This is a genomic window from Streptomyces triticagri (assembly GCF_003429565.1).
Classification (GTDB): domain Bacteria; phylum Actinomycetota; class Actinomycetes; order Streptomycetales; family Streptomycetaceae; genus Streptomyces; species Streptomyces triticagri.
This window is the reverse complement of the sequence record NZ_QUAK01000239.1, coordinates 1-17,890: the sequence shown is the minus strand read 5'-3', so window position 1 is coordinate 17,890 and position 17,890 is coordinate 1. Positions and strand designations below refer to the sequence as shown.

The 17,890-nt window shown below is 73.4% G+C and carries 17 protein-coding genes and 1 riboswitch; of the genes, 5 read left to right on the top strand and 12 right to left on the bottom strand.

Annotated elements, in window-relative coordinates:
- Nucleotides 1-75 precede the first annotated feature (75 nt).
- On the top strand, nucleotides 76-699 hold the full coding sequence (dhaL, locus tag DY218_RS33385; RefSeq protein ID WP_128559941.1) for a dihydroxyacetone kinase subunit DhaL: 624 nt from the start codon (nucleotides 76-78) through the stop codon (nucleotides 697-699).
- The gene (locus DY218_RS33380; RefSeq protein WP_128559940.1) at nucleotides 692-1,129 is read left to right on the top strand and encodes a PTS-dependent dihydroxyacetone kinase phosphotransferase subunit DhaM; all 438 of its coding nucleotides are present in this window, start codon (nucleotides 692-694) and stop codon (nucleotides 1,127-1,129) included. Before dhaL ends, DY218_RS33380 begins: the two co-directional genes overlap by 8 nt.
- 411 nt (nucleotides 1,130-1,540) lie before the next feature.
- Here DY218_RS33380 and DY218_RS33375 read toward each other — a convergent pair whose 3' ends face one another.
- From DY218_RS33375 to xylB, 3 genes are all read right to left on the bottom strand, one after another.
- Nucleotides 1,541-2,293 carry a GNAT family N-acetyltransferase gene (locus tag DY218_RS33375; protein ID WP_128559939.1) on the bottom strand — a complete coding sequence of 251 codons (753 nt, stop codon included), beginning with the start codon at nucleotides 2,291-2,293 and terminating at the stop codon, nucleotides 1,541-1,543.
- Between the two features lie 130 nt (nucleotides 2,294-2,423).
- A complete protein-coding gene (locus DY218_RS33370) occupies nucleotides 2,424-3,152 on the bottom strand; it encodes a class I SAM-dependent methyltransferase (protein ID WP_128559938.1) in 729 nt (242 codons plus the stop codon).
- A gap of 278 nt (nucleotides 3,153-3,430) precedes the next feature.
- On the bottom strand, nucleotides 3,431-4,906 hold the full coding sequence (gene xylB / locus DY218_RS33365) for a xylulokinase (RefSeq protein WP_128559937.1): 1,476 nt from the start codon (nucleotides 4,904-4,906) through the stop codon (nucleotides 3,431-3,433).
- Nucleotides 4,907-5,081: 175 nt separating this feature from the next.
- Here xylB and xylA point away from each other — a divergent pair, with 175 nt between their 5' ends.
- Entirely contained in the window at nucleotides 5,082-6,257 is a 1,176-nt protein-coding gene (xylA, locus tag DY218_RS33360) for a xylose isomerase (RefSeq protein WP_128559936.1), read from the top strand.
- Between the two features lie 27 nt (nucleotides 6,258-6,284).
- Here xylA and DY218_RS33355 read toward each other — a convergent pair whose 3' ends face one another.
- The 6 genes from DY218_RS33355 to lnt form a co-directional block, all read right to left on the bottom strand.
- Nucleotides 6,285-7,526, bottom strand: coding sequence for an ROK family transcriptional regulator (locus tag DY218_RS33355; RefSeq protein ID WP_128559935.1), 1,242 nt, complete (start codon nucleotides 7,524-7,526; stop codon nucleotides 6,285-6,287).
- 76 nt (nucleotides 7,527-7,602) lie between these two features.
- Nucleotides 7,603-8,418 (bottom strand): ABC transporter ATP-binding protein, encoded by an 816-nt coding sequence (locus DY218_RS33350; RefSeq protein ID WP_128559934.1) that lies wholly within the window; start codon nucleotides 8,416-8,418, stop codon nucleotides 7,603-7,605.
- Nucleotides 8,415-9,374 (bottom strand): FecCD family ABC transporter permease, encoded by a 960-nt coding sequence (locus DY218_RS33345; protein WP_128560059.1) that lies wholly within the window; start codon nucleotides 9,372-9,374, stop codon nucleotides 8,415-8,417. Before DY218_RS33345 ends, DY218_RS33350 begins: the two co-directional genes overlap by 4 nt.
- Nucleotides 9,375-9,508: 134 nt before the next feature.
- On the bottom strand, nucleotides 9,509-10,603 hold the full coding sequence (locus tag DY218_RS33340) for an ABC transporter substrate-binding protein (protein WP_128559933.1): 1,095 nt from the start codon (nucleotides 10,601-10,603) through the stop codon (nucleotides 9,509-9,511).
- A 57-nt stretch (nucleotides 10,604-10,660) separates the two neighbouring features.
- A riboswitch (cobalamin riboswitch) is annotated at nucleotides 10,661-10,786 on the bottom strand.
- A gap of 152 nt (nucleotides 10,787-10,938) precedes the next feature.
- On the bottom strand, nucleotides 10,939-11,412 hold the full coding sequence (locus DY218_RS33335; protein WP_128559932.1) for an NUDIX hydrolase: 474 nt from the start codon (nucleotides 11,410-11,412) through the stop codon (nucleotides 10,939-10,941).
- Nucleotides 11,413-11,421: 9 nt separating this feature from the next.
- Nucleotides 11,422-13,041, bottom strand: coding sequence for an apolipoprotein N-acyltransferase (lnt, locus tag DY218_RS33330; RefSeq protein ID WP_233522034.1), 1,620 nt, complete (start codon nucleotides 13,039-13,041; stop codon nucleotides 11,422-11,424).
- Between the two features lie 229 nt (nucleotides 13,042-13,270).
- Between lnt and DY218_RS33325 the strand changes: the two genes are divergently transcribed.
- The gene (locus tag DY218_RS33325) at nucleotides 13,271-14,341 is read left to right on the top strand and encodes an O-antigen ligase family protein (RefSeq protein ID WP_128559931.1); all 1,071 of its coding nucleotides are present in this window, start codon (nucleotides 13,271-13,273) and stop codon (nucleotides 14,339-14,341) included.
- Between the two features lie 52 nt (nucleotides 14,342-14,393).
- On the opposite strand, the gene DY218_RS33320 is transcribed toward DY218_RS33325, so the two are convergent.
- Both DY218_RS33320 and DY218_RS33315 read right to left on the bottom strand, forming a co-directional pair.
- A complete protein-coding gene (locus DY218_RS33320; RefSeq protein WP_233522033.1) occupies nucleotides 14,394-14,966 on the bottom strand; it encodes a hypothetical protein in 573 nt (190 codons plus the stop codon).
- Between the two features lie 84 nt (nucleotides 14,967-15,050).
- Nucleotides 15,051-15,902 (bottom strand): glutamate racemase, encoded by an 852-nt coding sequence (locus DY218_RS33315; RefSeq protein ID WP_128559929.1) that lies wholly within the window; start codon nucleotides 15,900-15,902, stop codon nucleotides 15,051-15,053.
- On the opposite strand from DY218_RS33315, the gene DY218_RS33310 reads away from it, so the two are divergent.
- Nucleotides 15,901-17,151: a glycosyltransferase gene (locus tag DY218_RS33310; RefSeq protein ID WP_128559928.1), complete on the top strand. Its 1,251-nt coding sequence runs from the start codon at nucleotides 15,901-15,903 to the stop codon at nucleotides 17,149-17,151. The two genes, DY218_RS33315 and DY218_RS33310, sit on opposite strands and share 2 nt — an antisense overlap.
- Nucleotides 17,152-17,168: 17 nt before the next feature.
- Here DY218_RS33310 and DY218_RS33305 read toward each other — a convergent pair.
- Nucleotides 17,169-17,890 (bottom strand): TerD family protein (locus DY218_RS33305; protein WP_456341182.1); only part of this gene is annotated, 722 nt, incomplete at its 5' end.

The window sequence follows — 17,890 nt, the reverse complement described above, 5'->3', positions numbered from 1 at the left end:
GCTGGCCGGACACATGGGTGCGGCCCCGACGGGGCCGCTCTACGCTGAGGACCCGTAAGCGATCTAGGAGGACTCGTGCTCGACGCCGGATTCTTCCGCCGCTGGCTCACCGCCGCGGCGGCCGCCGTGGACCGTGAGGCGGAGCGGCTCACGGAGCTCGACTCGCCCATCGGAGACGCGGACCACGGCAGCAATCTGCAGCGTGGCTTCGCGGCGGTGGTGACGACCCTGGACCAGGAGGCACCCGCGACTCCGGGAGCCGTACTCGTCCTGGCCGGACGGCAGTTGATCTCCACGGTGGGCGGAGCTTCGGGGCCGCTGTACGGGACGCTGCTGCGGCGCACCGGCAAGGCGCTCGGCGAGGCGGCGGAGGTGTCGGAGCAGGACTTCGCGGACGCCCTGAAGGAGAGCGTGGAGGCGGTCGGTCGCCTGGGCGGCGCGGCGGTGGGCGACAAGACGATGCTGGACGCGCTCGTCCCGGCCGTGGACGCGCTCGCCGAGTCCTTCACGGCCGCGGCCGCTGCCGCCGAGAAGGGCGCCGAGTCCACGGTGCCGCTGCAGGCGCGCAAGGGCAGGGCGAGTTACCTCGGCGAGCGCAGCATCGGGCACCAGGATCCGGGCGCGACCTCGTCCGCGCTGATCGTCACCGCGCTCGCCGAGGCGGCGGGCGGGAGTGCGTCCGGTGGTGACCATGAGTGAGGCGAGCGGGGAGACCCGGGCCGTGCCCGGCACGGTGGGCATCGTGCTGGTCTCGCACAGTGGGCCGGTGGCCGGCTCGGTCGCCGAGCTGGCCGTCGGACTCGCCGGCGGTACGGCGACGGCTCCCGTGGCGCCCGCCGGCGGCACCGAGGACGGCGGGCTCGGCACCAGTTCGGAGTTGATCACCTCCGCGGCGCGTGCGGTGGACGGCGGCGCGGGCGTGGCGGTCCTGGTCGACCTCGGCAGCGCGGTCCTCACGGTGAAGGCGCTGCTCGCCGAGGGGGACGAACTCCCGGACGGCACACGCCTGGTGGACGCCCCGCTCGTGGAGGGCGCGGTGGCCGCGGTCGTCACGGCCTCCACGGGCGCGGACCTCGACGCGGTCGAGGCCGCGGCGCGTGAAGCGTACGACTACCGCAAGGCGGACTGACACACACAGCGTGGCCCCGTCGTCCTGTCGCCCCGTCGCCCGGATCACGCCGCGTCCGTCAGAGCGGGCGGCGTGATCGTCCCGGCCGCCAGCGGGTCCTTCGGCCAAGGGATGCCCCGTGGCGTCGGGGTCACCTCGGCGCCGCCGGCAGCCGGTCACTGTCAACGGGCGTGCTTCCCGGGCTTGTCGTGTGGACAGGCGTGAATCAGGTCGCGCCTCCCCCGGCCGCAGGCTGAGGGGAGCATGCCAGGCGGCGACCCCACACTGATCCAGCGGCCCGACGCACGCTGATCCGCACGACGAGCCCGAGCGGAACCACGCTCTGCGGATTGTGTCGTCGGCGGTCCCGCCTCCGGTCACCGAGAGCCTCCGGGTGCCGGGGACATACAATCCCGGCACCCGGATCGCTGCTCAGGCGCCGGGCGCCCGGACCGCCCAGAACGGCGTCTTGGCGGTCAGCCGGAAGCCCAGGCGCTCGTAGACCCGGATCGCGCCCACATTGCTCGCCGCCGCGTGCAGCAGCGGGATCTCGCCCCGGTCCCGTACGCCGGCCGCCACCGCGTCGACCAGGCGGGCGGCCAGGCCCTGGCCGCGGTACGCGGGGTCGGTGCAGACGGCGCTGATCTCCGTGTAGCCCGTCGGCCGCATCCGCTCCCCCGCCATCGCGACGAGTGCGCCGTCCCGGCGGATCCCCAGGTACCTGCCGAGCTCCACCGTCCGCGCGAAGAACGGTCCGGGGCGGGTGGCCGCCACCAGGTCCAGCATCTCCGGCACGTCGTCGGGGCCCAGCTCGACGGCCTCCTCGTACGTCTCGCCCGGCACGTCCTCGCCGACGAGCTGGACGCCGTCGATCCGGAAGACCTCCTCCCAGCCGTCCGGGATCGCGTGGTCCGCCACCGCGAAGGCGGTCTCCCCGCCGGGGCCGATCAGCTCGGCCAGGTCCGCCCAGTCGGCGGGGCCGGGGTCGTCGGGCAGCGCGGCCCATCCGCTGACCTCCGGCGGATAGCGCAGTGCCCTGCCGCGGCGCTCGGCGAAATGCGCGTGCGGGCCGGTGAGCGCCGCGTACGCGGGATTGCCCAAGGCGTTCGCGGCGGCGGGCGCCGGGCCCGTGCTCGTACCGCCTGCACGGGCCGGGTCGTGGTGCGGGGCGCTCGGGGCGTGCATCGTGCTCCTTGTCGGGCCGGACGGCGTCCCGGAGCGGCTGCCGGGGCCGGGCGGCCGGCCGGAGCGGCCGCCGCACGGTGCAAGGAAGAGCACGGGCCCGGTATTCCCGGCGCCCGCGGACGGCGTCGCGTCAGCGGCGGGTGGCGACCAGGAGTCTGCAGCGCGGACTGCCGTCCGGCCTGCGGCCGAGCTCCTCCAGGGCGTACAGCGAGACGTCGAAGCCGGTCCGGGCGAGTTCGGCCCGCACATCGGTGAGCCGGAAGCCGCGGTAGTACATGACGAACGGCGGGCGCCACACGATGTTCCGCACGCGCATGGCGGCGTCGAATCCGAGCATCGCGAGGTGGCCGCGGCTGCCCGGCCGTGCGGGTGCGACCAGCGGGAAGGCGAAGCTTCCGCCGGGCCGCAGCACCCCGTGCACCTGCGCGAAGAGGCGGGGCCGCTGGGCGGGCAGGAAATGGCCGAACGCCCCGAAGCTCACGGCGAGATCGAAGACGGGTCCGAACGGCAGGGCGAGCGCGTCGCCGCGCACCCAGTCGGGAGGTGTCTCTCCGGGGGCGGGGCGGTGAGCCTGCCGTCCCTCGGCGAGCATGCCGGCGCTGAAGTCGACTCCGACGGCCCGGTCGCGGCAGACCTCGCCGAGTACGCCGAGGCCCGCGCCGGTGCCGCAGCACAGGTCGAGGCCCGTACCGAAGGGGCCGAGCGTGCGCAGGACCCGAGTGACCGGACCGAGCACGTCTCCCGGCGTGCGGAACGGCGTGCGGTCGAACTTCGGGGCGAGCAGGTCGTATCCGTGCTGCACGGACGACAGTGCCTGCACCGCGAGTTCGCGGAGGCTGGGACCTTGGGGCGAGAACATCGCGGCCAGCATACGATCACCGGCGCGGGCCGGACGCCGCGCTCATTCGGCTCGCCGCGCTCGTTCGGCTCCGGGCTTCCGCCGCCCGTCGGCCACCGGGGCGGGCCTGTGGTCGTACCGGTGCCGGGTGCGGGACCGCGGGTCCGCGCCGCCCGGTGGCGACGGCATCGACCGGGGAACGCGGTGGAGCGGTGCCCGGGGCGTGAACCGGTGCGCTGAGCACGGCCGTTGGGCCGGCCCGGGCGGTCGAGTCCGAGCAGGGCGGCCGTGCATACCGTTCAGCCGAGCAGTGCGGGCGTGGCGGATGCGAGGACGCCTTCCAGCCGGTCCCATGTCTCGGTGTCGCGGGGCAGCGCGGGCAGCAGCGGCCCAAGTGCGGCCGACCAGCGGGCGGCGGCCGCGACCGGTTCCGCGCCGGTGGCGGCGCCGAGGGCGAGCGCGGCCGCTCCGAGTGCGACCAATTCACCGGACTCGGGAAGGACCACCGGCCGGCCGGACAGTCTGCGCACGGTCTCGATCCAGGTGCGGCCGCGTGCACCGCCGCCGACGAGCCGCAGCGGACGGTCGGCGGCAGTCGGGGCCGCCGCGTCCGGGCCGCAGGCCTCGAGTACCGCGTCGAGTGCACGCAGTGCGGTGAAGGCCGCGCCTTCGTAGGCGGCGCCGAGCAGCTGCTGCGGCGTGGTGGCGTGCCGCAGGCCGGTCAGCAGGCCCCCGGCATGCGGCAGATCGGGGGTGCGTTCGCCGTCGAGGTAGGGCAGCAGGACGGTCTCGCCGCCGGGCGCCGCGTCGTCGCGGTCGAGCCCGAGCAGAGTGGCGATGCGGTCGACAGCGAGCGTGCAGTTGAGGGTGCAGGCGAGCGGCAGGTACGTACCGTCGGCGGCGGCGAATCCGGCCAGCGACGGATCGTCGGGGCGGCGCAGTCCGGCGGCGAAGACGGTGCCGGAGGTGCCGAGGCTGAGGGCCGCGTGGTCCAGGAGGCCCTCGCGGCCGAGACCGAGGCCGATCGCCGCGGCCATGTTGTCTCCGGTGCCCGCGGCGACCGCGACGCCCTCGTGCAGGCCGAGTTCCGCCGCGGCAGCGGGAGTCAGGCTGCCCACCCGGGTGCCTCCGGTCGGCGCCACGGCGGGGAGCAGCCGGGCGGGCAGGTCGAGCAGGGCGAGCAGTTCGTCGTCGTACGAGCCGGTGGCGGTGGAGTACCAGCAGGTGCCCGAGGCATCCCCGGGGTCGGTGACCGCGGTGCCGCAGAGCCGCTCGGTGAGGAAGTCGTGCGGGAGGCGGACGGCGGCAGCGGCGCGGACGGTGTCGGGGTCGTGGGCGCGCAGCCACTGCCATTTGGTGGCGGTCATGGACGGCACCGGGACGGATCCGGTGCGTGCGGTCCAGGCTCGTGGTCCGCCGAGGCGCTCGGTGAGTTCGGCGGCCTGCGGTGCGGAGCGGGTGTCGTTCCACAGCAGGGCGCGGCGCAGCGGGCGGCCCCTGGAGTCCAGGACCACGAGCCCGTGCTGCTGGCCCGCGACGGCGATGCCGGTGACCGCGGCGGCGGGGACGTCCGCCTCCTTCAGTGCGGCGGCGAGCGCGTCGCGCAGTGCGGACCACCAGGTCTCGGGGTCGGTCTCCCGTGCTCCCTCGGTGCCGGTGACCTCGTGCGGGGCGCGGCCGACCGCGAGGAGCCGTCCGGCGGCGGCGTCGACGACGGCCGCTTTGGTCGACTGGGTGGAGCTGTCCACGCCGATGACGACGCTGCTCGGGGACATCGGTGGCCTCGCTTCCTGCAGGATTAGTTTTGATCGTACACAAAACAAATCTTGGACGACAGGACCACTGACCTTGCCCGGCAATGCGCGACTTCACACCCCACGGGCTAGCGCGAAACGCCGGTATCCCGTATTAGTCATGTGACAAAACAAACGAGCGACGGGAGGCCGCGCGATGACGGATCGCTTCACACCCACGCGTGAGGACAAGTTCAGTTTCGGTCTGTGGACGGTCGGTTGGCAGGGCCGGGATCCGTTCGGTGAGGCGACGCGGCCGGTCCTCGACCCGGTGGAATCGGTGCAGCGGCTCTCTGAGCTGGGGGCGTACGGAGTCACCTTCCACGACGACGATCTGATCCCGTTCGGGGCGTCCGAGGGCGAGCGGGCCCGGCTGGTGAAGCGCTTCCGTGCCGCGCTGGACGCGACCGGGATGCAGGTGCCGATGGCGACCACGAACCTGTTCACGCACCCGGTCTTCAAGGACGGCGGCTTCACCGCGAACGACCGCGACGTACGCCGCTTCGCGCTGCGCAAGACCATCCGCAACATCGACCTCGCCGCGGAACTCGGCGCCCACACCTATGTGGCCTGGGGCGGCAGGGAAGGCGCCGAGTCCGGCGCCGCCAAGGACGTACGTCTCGCCCTCGACCGCATGAAGGAAGCCTTCGACCTGCTCGCCGAGTACGTCACGGAGCAGGGCTACGACCTGCGCTTCGCCATCGAGCCCAAGCCCAACGAGCCGCGCGGCGACATCCTGCTGCCCACCATCGGTCACGCCCTCGCGTTCATCGAACGCCTCGAGCGGCCCGCCCTGTTCGGCGTGAACCCCGAGACCGGCCACGAACAGATGGCCGGACTCAACTTCCCGCACGGCATCGCCCAGGCCCTCTGGGCCGGCAAGCTCTTCCACATCGACCTCAACGGCCAGACCGGCATCAAATACGACCAGGACCTCCGCTTCGGCGCCGGCGACCTGCGTGCCGCGTTCTGGCTCGTCGACCTCCTCGAGAGCGCCGACGGCTACCGGGGGCCGCGCCACTTCGACTTCAAACCGCCCCGCACCGAGGGCTTCGACGGAGTATGGGCGTCGGCCGCCGGCTGCATGCGCAACTACCTCATCCTCAAGGAACGCGCCGCCGCCTTCCGCGCCGACCCCGACGTCCAGGAGTCCCTCACCGCCGCCCGCCTCGACCAACTGGCCCGGCCCACCGCCGAGGACGGACTCACCGGCCTCCTCGACGACCCCACGGCCTACGACACCTTCGACCCCGACACCGCCGCCGCCCGCTCCATGGCCTTCGAGCACCTCGACCAACTCGCCATGGACCACCTCCTGGGCGTACGCGGCTGAACGGACGGCGGACCGTCCCTGCGGGGCTCAGCCGGCTCCGGTCCCCGCGTACCCGGCCGGATCGGCCAGTACGCCGCGTACCACATGGGCGGCTGCGCCCCTCGCCGCGTCCCCGGACGAGGAGGAGGCCCGCAGCCGCCCGCTGCCCTCGGTCCACAGGCCCGAGACCACCCGGCGGGTCAACTCCCGGTCCGCGGCGGGCCCGAGCCAGGGCACCAGCGGCGGGTAGATCCCGCCGAGCATCACCGCCCCGGGGTCGAAGAGGTTCACGGCGCCGGACAGCACCACGCCCAGCCTGCGGCCCGCCTCCTCCAGCGCGGCGACCGCGGCGGCCTCGCCGGAGCGCGCCCGGCGCTCCAGCTCGGCGAGCCCGGGCATGCCGCTGTCGGCGTCGAGGCCTGCGGCGGACAGCAGGGCGCGCTGGCCGGCGTACTGTTCCAGGCAACCGCGCGCCCCGCAGCGGCATTCGGGGCCGTCCGGGTCCACCACCACATGGCCGATCTCGCCGGCGAAACCATGGGCCCCGCGGAGCAGCCGGCCGTCCAGGACCAGCGCACCGCCGACGCCGATCTCGCCCGTCAGATAGAGAAAGGTGTCCGGCCGCCGCCCGCCGTTGCCGAACCAGAGTTCGGCGAGGGCCGCGAGATTGGCCTCGTTGTCCGCGCTGACGGGCAGGGGCCGGGCGGCGGGGTCGAGAGCGGACAGGGACTGGGCGAAGAGCCCTTCCACGGCCACCCGGTTCCAGCCGAGGTTGGGTGCCTGACGGACCGTTCCGCCCGACACCAGCGCGGGCAGGGCGAGTTGGGCGGCGACCGGGCGCAGTTCCTGTTCCTGTGCGGAGGCGATCACCCGGGCGGCGATCCGGGCGGCCTGTGCGATCACCTCGGCGGGTGGTGTGCCGCGGTTGTCCATCCGCTCGACGAGGCGGACCCGGTCGGTGCCTGCGAGGTCGACCACGCAGGCCGTCACATGGTCGACGTTGATCTCGACGCCGAGTCCCGCCGGGCCGGTGCGCGCCACCTTGAGGGCGGTGCCGGGCCGGCCGGCCTGGCCGCTGAAGGTCTTGCCCCGCTCCGTCAGGAACCCCTCGTCCAGGAGCTGCTCGACGAGCGAGGACACCGCGGCCCTGGTCAGGCCGACACGGGCGGCGACGCCCGCCCTGGTCGCCTCGCCCTCGTCGTGGACGGTGCGCAGCACCAGACTGAGGTTGTGCCGTCGGACCGTGGCCTTGTCGGCCTTCGTCGGCGGGACCCGGGAATCGCTCGTCATGGTGGTCAGAGCCTATGCGACGGGGTCGCAAGGGCGCAGGTGAGGCGGGCGGTCGCGGCCGTCGGGGCCGGTCGGCTCAGCGGGTGGCGCCGAGCGTGCCCAGGAAGCGGATGTACGGGCGTGGGTCCGCGGCGGTCGCCGGGTGGACGGTGGCCCGTACGCCGTAGACGTCGGCGATCAGTTGCTCGGTGAGGACCTCGCCGGGCGGCCCGGCCGTCACCACTCGGCCCTGGTCCAGGACCACGACACGGTCGCAGTACGCGGCCGCCAGGTTCAGGTCGTGCAGTGCGATGTACGTGGTGGGGCCGAGACCGGTGAGCAGGTCGAGGAGTTCGAGCTGGTGCTGGATGTCGAGGTGGTTGGTGGGCTCGTCGAGGAGGAGCTCGCCGGGCTGCTGGGCGAGCGCGCGGGCGATCTGGACGCGCTGTCGCTCGCCGCCGGAAAGGGTGTGCCAGGGCTGATGCGCGCGGTCGGAGAGCCGGGTGCGGGCCAGGGCCTCGCGCACGGCTTCCTCGTCCCGTGCAGTGGGCGGCGCCCAGACCCGCCGGTGCGGCACCCGGCCGAGTCGCACCACGTCGGTGGCCGTCAACTCGACCTGGGTGTCGGCCTGTTGCTCGACGACGGCCACGCGTCGGGCGATCTCGCGGCGCTTGATCGCGGTGAGTGGTTCGCCGTCGAGAGTGACCACGCCCGAGGTTGCCGGCAGCACCCCGGAGAGCAGTCGGAGCAGGGTGGTCTTGCCGGAGCCGTTGGGACCGATGAGGCCGGTGATGCCGCCGGGCACGGGCCGCAGGCCGACTCCGTCGAGGATGAGGCGGCCGTCGGTGCGCCGGGTGAGGCGGTCGCCGCGCAGGCCCTCACGGGTGGGCGCCGATGCGGGGGACTTGTTCATCGCCGGACTCCCCGGGTGCGGAAGAGGATCAGGACGAAGGCCGGTACGCCGATGAGCGAGGTGACCACGCCCACCGGGATCTCCTGCCCGTCGAGCACGGTGCGGGCGAGCGCGTCCACCCACACCAGGAACACGGCACCGGCGAGCGCGGCGACCGGCAGCAGCCGGATGTGACCGGCACCCACCAACGCCCTTGCCGCATGCGGCAGTACAAGGCCGACGAAGCCGATCGCACCGGCCGCGCTGACCATCGCGGCGGTCAGCAGGGCGGTCCCGCAGAGCAGCACCACTCTGGTGCGCGCGACCCGCACCCCGAGCGCCGCCGCGGCATCCTGCCCGAAGGCGAAGGCGTCCAGGGTGCGCGCATGTCCGAGGCAGAGCAGCAGGACCGCGGCCAGTACGGCGAGGCAGGCCCCGGCATCGGTCCAGCTCGCCCCGTTGAGGGAGCCGAGCAGCCAGAACAGCACGCCGCGGGTGGTCTCGGCGTCCGCAGCGGTCAGTACGATCACCGAGGTCAGCGCGGAGAACAGCTGCATCACCGCCACGCCGGAGAGCACCACACGGTCGGTCGAGCCGCCGAGCAGCTGGCTGAGCACCAGGACCGCGGCGAAGGACAGGGCGGCTCCGGCGAAGGCCCCGCCGGACAGCGAGAGGGCACCACCGCCCGCGCCGAGCACGACGACGGTGACCGCCCCGGTCGACGCTCCGGAGGAGACGCCGAGCACGAACGGGTCGGCCAGCGGATTGCGCAGCAGCGACTGCAGCACGGCGCCGCACACGGCGAGACCCGCCCCGCAGACCGCGGCGAGCACGGTGCGCGGCAGCCGCAGCTCCCACACGATGCCCTCCCGGACAGGGCTCAACTCCGTCTCGCCCCAGCCGAGATGGGCGAGCACCACGGACCAGACGTCGGCGACACCGATCCGGGCGGTGCCGATCACGATGGCCAGTGCCATGGACAGAGCAAGGAGCGCGAGGCCGCCGGCCCAGGCGAGCAGGCTTCCGGTCACGCCGCGGACTCGGGCCGCACGGTCGAGTTCGACGACCGCCTGCGCAGCGCCGTCCGGTCCGCGGGTGTGCGTGTCCGTGCTCACTCAGCGAGCCCGAACTCGCGCAGCTTCGCCGCCACTTGCTCCACTCCCTCGACGGTTCGGATCGTGGGATTCATGGCCTGGCCGCTCAGCAGTACGTAGCGCTTCTTCCGTACGGCCGTCAGCTTCTCGGTGACGGGGTGGGACTCGAGGAAGGCGATCTTGCGCTCGGCGGACTCGGCGGTCTGCGACTTGCGGGTCAGGTCGCCGATGACCAGGACGTCCGGGTCGCGCTCGGCCACGGTCTCCCAGTTGATCTGAGGCCATTCGTCGCGGGTGTCGTCGAAGACGTTCTCCGCCCCGAGTTCCCGGGTCATGACGCCGGGTGCTCCGCAGCAGCCCGCCATATAGGGCGCATCCGAATTGGCGAACCAGTAGAGCAGGCCGACGCCGGAGGCATCGAGTCCCTCGGTGGCCTTGTCGACCCTCGACCGGAGTTCGTCCACCAGCTTCTCGCCGCGCGCCGGGACGCCGAACACCCGGGCGAGCTCGCGCACTTCCTCGTAGACGGGCTTCATGGTCAGGGTCTTGGTGCGCGACCCGTCACCGTCGCCGCTGTTGTCCTTGCCGACGCAGTCGGAGGGCGACAGATAGCTGGGCACGCCGAGGTCCGAGAACTGTCCCCGCGGCGCGACCCCGCCCTTGCTGAGGGTCGCGGAGAACGACGCGGCCACGAAGTCGGGCTCCGTGTCGAGCACCTTCTCCGCCGACGGGTACTGGTCGGCGAGGCGCTCGACCTTCGCGTTCTCTTTCTCGAGCCCCTTCATCACGGGGTCGGTCCAGGTGCCGGTGCCGGCCATCCGGTCCGCGAGGCCGAGCGAGAGCATGATCTCGGCCGCGCCCTGGTCGAGGGCCACGGCCCGCTGCGGCGGGGTCTCCACGGTGACCTTCTCGCCGCAGTTGTCGAGCGTCACCGGGAAGCCGTCGGGCGCGGATCCGCCCGCCCGGCCGTCTCCCCCGTCGTCGTCGCGGCCGCAGCCGGTGAGGAGGAGAACGCCCACCAGGGCGGGCGTGAGAAGACGCCGGAGACGCAGCGGGGCGCGGCGTGAGACGGGTGCGGACGGCACGGAACATCCTCGGTGTCGAGGGCTCATACGCGGAGCCCGGTCGTACGGGATCCTCCGCGGCCGGAGCCCACGGAGGGTGCCAGCAGGTCTTCGGACTCGGGGTCGTCCGGGGCGCGGCGCCTTCCCGAACGCGCTGCGTGTCCAGTGGCCGATGCCGCTCCCGTCGCCCTCACCGCTGCGCGTCAGTTCCGGATTCGCACCGGATTCCCTGACCCGTGATCGTCCGTATCGCCGCAGTTCAGCGGGCGGACGAGCATGAGTTCGACTGGCCCGGTCACGCTACCACGCGCCTCCGACACACCATCGGGGCCCGGGCGTTCGCCCGCCCGGGCCCCGATTCCGCACGTCCGCCGATGCGGCGGCTACTCTCCCGGCGCGAACCAGGTGGGTGCGTCGTTCGCCGCCTGCTTGATGCGGAACACCCCGAAGTCCTCGAGTTCCGGAAGCGCGTCGAGCCTGAACCAGCCCACTTCCAGCGACTCGTCGTCGTTCACCCGGGCCTCACCGCCCACGGCCCGGCAGCGCATGGTGATGTCCATGAACTGGCAGATGTCGCCGTTGGCGTACTGGATCGGCGGACGCGCCTCGACCAGCACCACCCGCTCGACGACGCACCGTACGGCCGTCTCCTCGTAGACCTCACGGACCGCGCAGACCGCCGGCTGTTCGCCCGGTTCGGGGATGCCGCCGATGACCGCCCACCGCCCGGTGTCGCTGCGCCGGCCGAGCAGCACCCGGCCCTCGTCGTCGAAGACGATCGCGGTGACGCCGGGCAGGGAGAGGAGCTGGTGCCCGGCGGTCTCCCGCACGGCACGAATGAAATCAGGGGTTGCCATACCCCGACCCTAACCAGCCGGGTGGCCCCGCCTGTTGCGCACGGCGCCCGCGCCTGCCCATACGAGTCCGATCAGCGCGACGGCGAGCAGGGCGTACTCGGGGGCCGGGCCCATCTTCGTGGCCGGGGTCTTCGACGTACGCAGCGGCACCTCGTCGACCAGGGTGTCCGCGGTGAACCAGGTGGTGCGCTGCGCGATGGTGCCGTCGGGCTTGATCACCGCGCTCACCCCGCTGGTCACCGGGACGGTCACCGAGCGGCTGTGCTCCACGGCGCGGACGCGCGACATGGCCAGCTGCTGGTAGGTCATCTCGCTGCGGTCGAAGGTCGCGTTGTTGCTCGGTACGGAGATCAGCTGGGCGCCGTGCGTGACGGTGTCCCGTACGGCCCAGTCGAAGGCCGCCTCGTAGCAGGTGGCGAGGCCGACCTTGGTGCCGGCCATGGTGAAGACGCCGGGGGTGCTGCCGGCGCTGAAGTCGTCGCCCGCCATGTCCGACCAGTCGGAGTTCAGCGCGCGGACGAGCCCGCGCATCGGGAGGTACTCGCCGAACGGCTGGATCTGCCGCTTGTCGTACGTGTCCACGGGGCCGCGCTCGGGGTCCCAGAGGATCTGCTGATTGAGCAGCCGGCCGTCCGCCGCCCGGACGACTCCGCCGATGGAGATCGGCGCGCCGACAGCCTTCGCCGCGCGGTCGATCGCGTCCTCCGCCTCGGGGTTGCGGAAGGGGTCGATGTCCGAGGAGTTCTCCGGCCAGAGCACGAACTCGGGCTGGTCCACCTCGCCCGCCTTCACCCGCGCGGCAAGCCGCTCGGTCTCTCGTACATGGTGGTTGAGCACGGCCTGTCGCTGAGCGTTGAAGTCGAGGCCCGACCTCGGCACGTTGCCCTGGACGACGGCCACGGTCGCGGTGCCGTTCTCCGCCTCCGCAGTGACCAGCGGGCGGGCCGCGAAGGCGGCGGCCAAGGGCACGACAAGGGCCGTCAGAGCCAAGGCCCCCGCTGCACGGGGCAGGGTGCCGGTACGACGCCGGACAAGGACGACACGTGCTGTCTCGTACAAGCCGAACCCGCACAGCACGATGGCGAAGCCGAGCACGGGGGTACCGCCGAGCGCGGCGAGGGGGAGAAAGGCGCCGTCCGCCTGGCCGAAGGCCACCTTCCCCCAGGGGAATCCGCTGAACGGGACGCGGGCGCGTACCGCCTCACCCGCCACCCAGACCGCCGCCGCCCACAGGGGCCAGGCCGGCAGCCGGGAGACCAGCGCCATGCCCGTCGCCGTGAGTGCGACGAGAAGAGCCTCGGCGGCGACGAGCGCGAGCCACGGCGCGGGACCGAGCTCCACCCCCGTCCACACCAGCAACGGCAACAGAAACCCCAGCCCGAAGAGATACCCGAGGCCGAGCGATGCCTTCAGGCCACGCCCGCGCAGACACCAGGCGAGCCCGGCGAAGGCCGGCAGAGCGAGCCACCCCAGGGTGCGGGGCGGGAAGCTGACGTAGAGCAGCACGCCACTGAGCGCGGCCGCGGCCGGGGTGAGCAGGCGGCGCATCAGGCGCCTGCCGCGCGAGGCGGGGGCCGGGGTCTCGGCGGCCTGGTCCGGCTCGTTCGTCGAGGTCGTGGTGGCTGTCACGTTCGGGAGTGTACGGCGATTCGACGGAGCAGCCGCCGACGGTCACACAGCGCTTCCCGCCGAGCGCACAGCGTCCCGGTGCGCACTTCAGCAGCAACGTTCCTGCGCAACTCCTGCACAAACCGGTGTCCGAGCCGTTACCGTGTGCGTCAGTCCCAGCGCAGGGCCGGATTCCGGCCAGGTTGCGCGGGGCCCGTCACAGTTCAGGGGCGGACGGGGGGACGACGGGATGGCTGGAACAGCCGCCCGACCGGGGTCACGGGACCACCGCAGTGCGGCCGACGCGACGGGCGTCGTCGTCCTCGCGGCGTGCGCGGTCTGGGCGCTGGTCACGGCGACGGCGCGCGACGGGCGGCCGGAGGGCGTGCTGCTCGCGGTGCTCGCCGTGGCGGCGGGCCATGCGGGCGGCCGGATCTGCGGGGCTCTGCTGCCGGCTGCGGGCTTCGTGTGCGCCTCGGTGGCCGGAGTGATCATGGCTGCCGTGTCCGTGGCCACGAGTGACGTGCCGGGCGCCGGCACGACGTCACCGCTCGGGCACACCGGTGCCGCCGCGGCTCTGCTGATCCTCGCGACCGGTGCCGCCTGCTGCGGCGCCTGGTCCACGGACCGGCCGGGTGTGCGCACCTCGCTGCGGCTGCTCGCCATGGGGATCACCGCGGCGGCCGCGGCGATCGGCTCCACGGCGGCGCTCGTCGCCTGTGCCGGGATCGTCATGCTGTCGGTCGCCGCGGCCAGGATGCGGCGCCGCGTGGTCGGGCTCGCCGGGCTCGCGCTGGCCACCACCCTGGTCTCCGGGGTGTCCCTCGCAGTGGCGGAGGACGTCCTGCCGCGCGAGCTGACGGTCTCCCTCGAGGGTCCGCTCACCCAGCACCGGGTACTGCTCTGGCAGGACGCGGTCGATCTCGCCAAGGAGGATCCGGTACTCGGTTCGGGGCCCGGGCGCTTCGGGGAACTGAGCGTGACCGCCGGGCAGACCCTCGACTCGGACGGCCGCCCGCATTCGGCACCGCTCCAGCAGGCCGCCGAACAGGGCGTCGTCGGGGTGGTACTGCTCGCGGCCGCCTTCGGCTGGATCCTGCTCTCGCTCGCGCGGTCGCCGCGTACGACACCGCTGGTGCTGACCGCCGGGGCGACGCTGGCCGCTCTGGCGGCGGTGGCCGCGGTGGGCAACGCGCTGAGCTTCACCCCGGTCACGGCGGGCGCAGGTCTGCTGGTCGGGCTCTCGACCGCCCGCCCCCTGCACGAGGACATGCCGCCGCGCACGGATCCCTCGGTACGGCCGGGGCAGCTGCCTCAGTGAGGTCGTACGGCAGGGACGCGGTGCGGCTGTGACGCGGTGCCGTGCCGGACGCTCAGGCGCCCGCCACTGATCCCGCGCCGGCCGACAGGCGGTCCCTGAGCACGCGCACCGCGGCTTCCGCGTCGTCGACGGTCACGGTGAACTTCCGGCCGTCCCCGAGGCTGAGGACCAGTCCCTCACCACGGCGTACGACCACGGCCGTGCCGCGCTCCGGGCGCCATCGATAGCCCCAGCCGCCCCAGTGGCGCGGCGTCACCCGCGGCGCGAAGTCGGCGTCCACGACGTGCTCGAGCAGGATCCGGCGGCGGGGCAGTCCCATGTGTCCGCAGCGGACCTCGAGGAAGTCCTCCTCGATGCGCACGGCCACGTGCACGAAGGCCAGCGTGCCGTAGAGCATCAGGAGTCCGGCGGCGACGCAGCCCACCACGGACATCAGAAGCGGTGCGATGCCCGAGGTCCACGGGGAGTCGACGGCCAGCTGGATGCCGAGGGCCATGCAGGCCGCGCCGGCCGTGGCGAGCAGCCACTGGTAGCGGTTGGTCGCGCGGCCGGACCAGAGCTCGGCACCGGGTGCCGCGGTGTCCCGCGGCGTGTGCCCGTCGCGCTCGGAGTGGGGGTCGCTCATGCCTTGCAGGCTACTCGTGATCCGCTGGGAAAGCAGCGGATCACAGAGCGTCATCGGCCGGGCGACACCTCCTGGGGAAGCGTCTCAGCGGACCGGGCTCACCGCGGCCAGCAGCCTGCCCTCCGCGTAGGTCAGGGCCGCCTCCGGAAGCGCTGCTTCCCGGCCGCTGAGCAGCACGGTCAGGCTGCCCGGGGCGCCCGGCTCGGGCTCCGCGGTGATCCCGGTGCGGCGCAGCAGCTGGGCGGCGACGGCTCCCGCCGAGGCGTGCAGGACGAGCGGTCCCCGGCCGGTGCCGCGGGCGGCGACCGCCTGCCGGATGCGCTCCCCCACCAGCTCGTAGTGCGTGCAGCCGAGCACCACGGCCCGGACGTCGCGCGGGGTGCGGGCGGCGGCGTCGGCCACCGCCCGGTCGATGGCGTCCTCGTCGGCGTGCTGGACCGCGTCCGCGAGTCCGGGGCAGGCGACCTCGGTGACGTCCACGCCCGTCGCGAACCGGCCGATGAGATCGCGCTGGTAGTCACTGCCCGTCGTCGCGGGGGTCGCCCAGATCGCCACCGGGCCGCCGCCGGCCGCGGCCGGTTTGATGGCGGGCACCGTGCCGATCACCGGCACCTGCGGTTCCAGTCGGGCGCGCACAGCGGTGAGCGCGTGCACGGAGGCCGTGTTGCAGGCGACGATCAGAGCGTCGGGCGCGTGGGCCGCGGCCGCCTCCGCGGCGGCGAGCGCCCGCGCGGAGAGGTCTTCGGCGGTGCGGGGTCCCCAGGGCATGCCGTCGGGGTCGCTGGAGAGTACGAGATCGGCCGTCGGTCGCAGACGCCGTACCGCGGCGGCGGCCGGCAGAAGCCCGATTCCGGAGTCGATGAGCGCGATCTTCACCCGGTCACCATAGTCGATCGGCCTTGCGGGGCCTGCCTCGTGGGGCACACTCCGGGGCATGGGCGCCCTCGGATGGACCGCATCGGCCTCGCTCGCCGCCTGGCTCTGGCTGCTGCTCGGCCAGGGCTTCTTCTGGCGCACCGATGTACGCCTGCCGGCCGGTCGTGAGCCCTCGGTGTGGCCGTCCGTGCGGATCGTGGTGCCCGCTCGCGACGAGGCGGCGGTGCTGCCGTCGAGCCTGCCGTCGTTGCTCGCCCAGGACTATCCCGGGCGGGCCGAGATCGTCCTCGTGGACGACGGGAGCTCCGACGGCACGGGCCGGATCGCGCGTGAACTGTCCGCGGCGCACGGAGGCCTCCCGCTCACGGTGACGACGCCGGGCGAGCCTCCGGCCGGGTGGACGGGCAAGCTCTGGGCCGTACGCCACGGAATGGCTCACGCGCGCGTGGACGACGACCACCGCGCATCGCAGACCAGCGTCCACGCGCGCGTGGACGACGGTTCGGGGACCACGGACAGCGGCCCCGATTTCCTGCTGCTCACCGACGCCGACATCGCACACGCCCCGGACAGCCTGCGGAAGTTGGTCGCGGCCGCGGAGGGCGGCGGCCACGACCTGGTGTCCCTGATGGCCCGGCTGCGGGTGGCCAGTGCCTGGGAACGGCTGGTGGTCCCGGCGTTCGTGTACTTCTTCGCGCAGCTCTACCCGTTCCGCCGGGTGCGCCGGCCACGCGCGCGTACCGCGGCCGCGGCCGGCGGCTGTGTACTGCTGCGCACCGGCACGGCGGTACGGGCCGACGTGCCCGCCGCGATCCGGCAGGCGGTCATCGACGACGTGGCGCTCGCCCGGACGGTCAAGCGCCGTGGTGGGCGGATCTGGCTGGGGCTCGCGGACGGGGTGGACAGCGTGCGGCCGTATCCGCGCCTCGGCGACCTGTGGCGGATGGTGTCGCGCAGTGCGTACGCCCAGTTGCGGCACAACCCGCTGCTGCTGCTCGGCACGATCGCGGGTCTGGTCCTGGTGTACGTGGTGCCGCCGGTGGCCCTGTGGGCCGGGCTGCTGTCCGGCGACGCCATGGCGGCGGCTCTGGGCGGGACCGCCTGGCTGGTGATGACGCTGACGTATCTGCCGATGCTGCGCTACTACCGGCTGTCCCCATGGCTCGCACCGCTGCTGCCGGGGACAGCCCTGCTGTATCTCCTGATGACCGTGGATTCCGCGGTCCAGCACTACCGGGGCAGGGGTGCCGCCTGGAAGGGACGCACCTATCCGCGCCCCGAACGAGCCGGGGCGGCACCCCACCCGTGACTGCCGTGCTGTGAGCGCTACTTGCGGCCCGGGGTCCAGTTCATGCCCCAGCCGTACGCGTAGTCGACGGTGCGCTGGGGGCTGACACCGCGCTCGGGGACGAGGTAGCGGGCCTCCCTGTTGACGACCAGTTCGCCGTTCTGGTTGGTGATCAGGGCCAGCGCGCAGACATTGGACGGGACGGTGCACTCGTCGAGGTGGAACTCGACGGGGGCGCCGTGCTGCGGCTGGAGTGTCACCGTGGCGTTCAGGTCGGCGAAGCTGCGGGCGCCCTCGTAGATGGTCACGAAGATCAGGACGCGGCGCAGTTGGTGCTTCTGGTCGAGGTTGATGGTGAGGTTCTCACCGGTGTCGACGGCGCCGGTGCGGTCGTCGCCGTCGAGGTGGATGAACGGCGGCTGGTGGAGGGCGCCGAAGGCGTTGCCGAGGGCCTGGACGACGCCCTTGCGGCCGTCCGTGAGCTCGAAGAGCGCGCACAGGTCGAGGTCGAGGTCGGCGTGCATCGCGACGGCACGGCCGAGTTTGGCGCCCCAGCCCTTGAACTGCTTGCGCACCTGCCAGTTGAGGTTGACCCGCATCGCGCCCGAGCTGCCGCCCTGCTTGGCGAGGGAGATCGAGGGCGCCTCCTTGGTCAGCGTGACCTTGGTGAGGCGTACGGGCGCCGCCGGGGCGGCCGGCGCCTGCGGCGGCGCAGGCGCCACGGGCGCGGGCTGCTGCGGAGGCGTCACGAGCGTGGGGG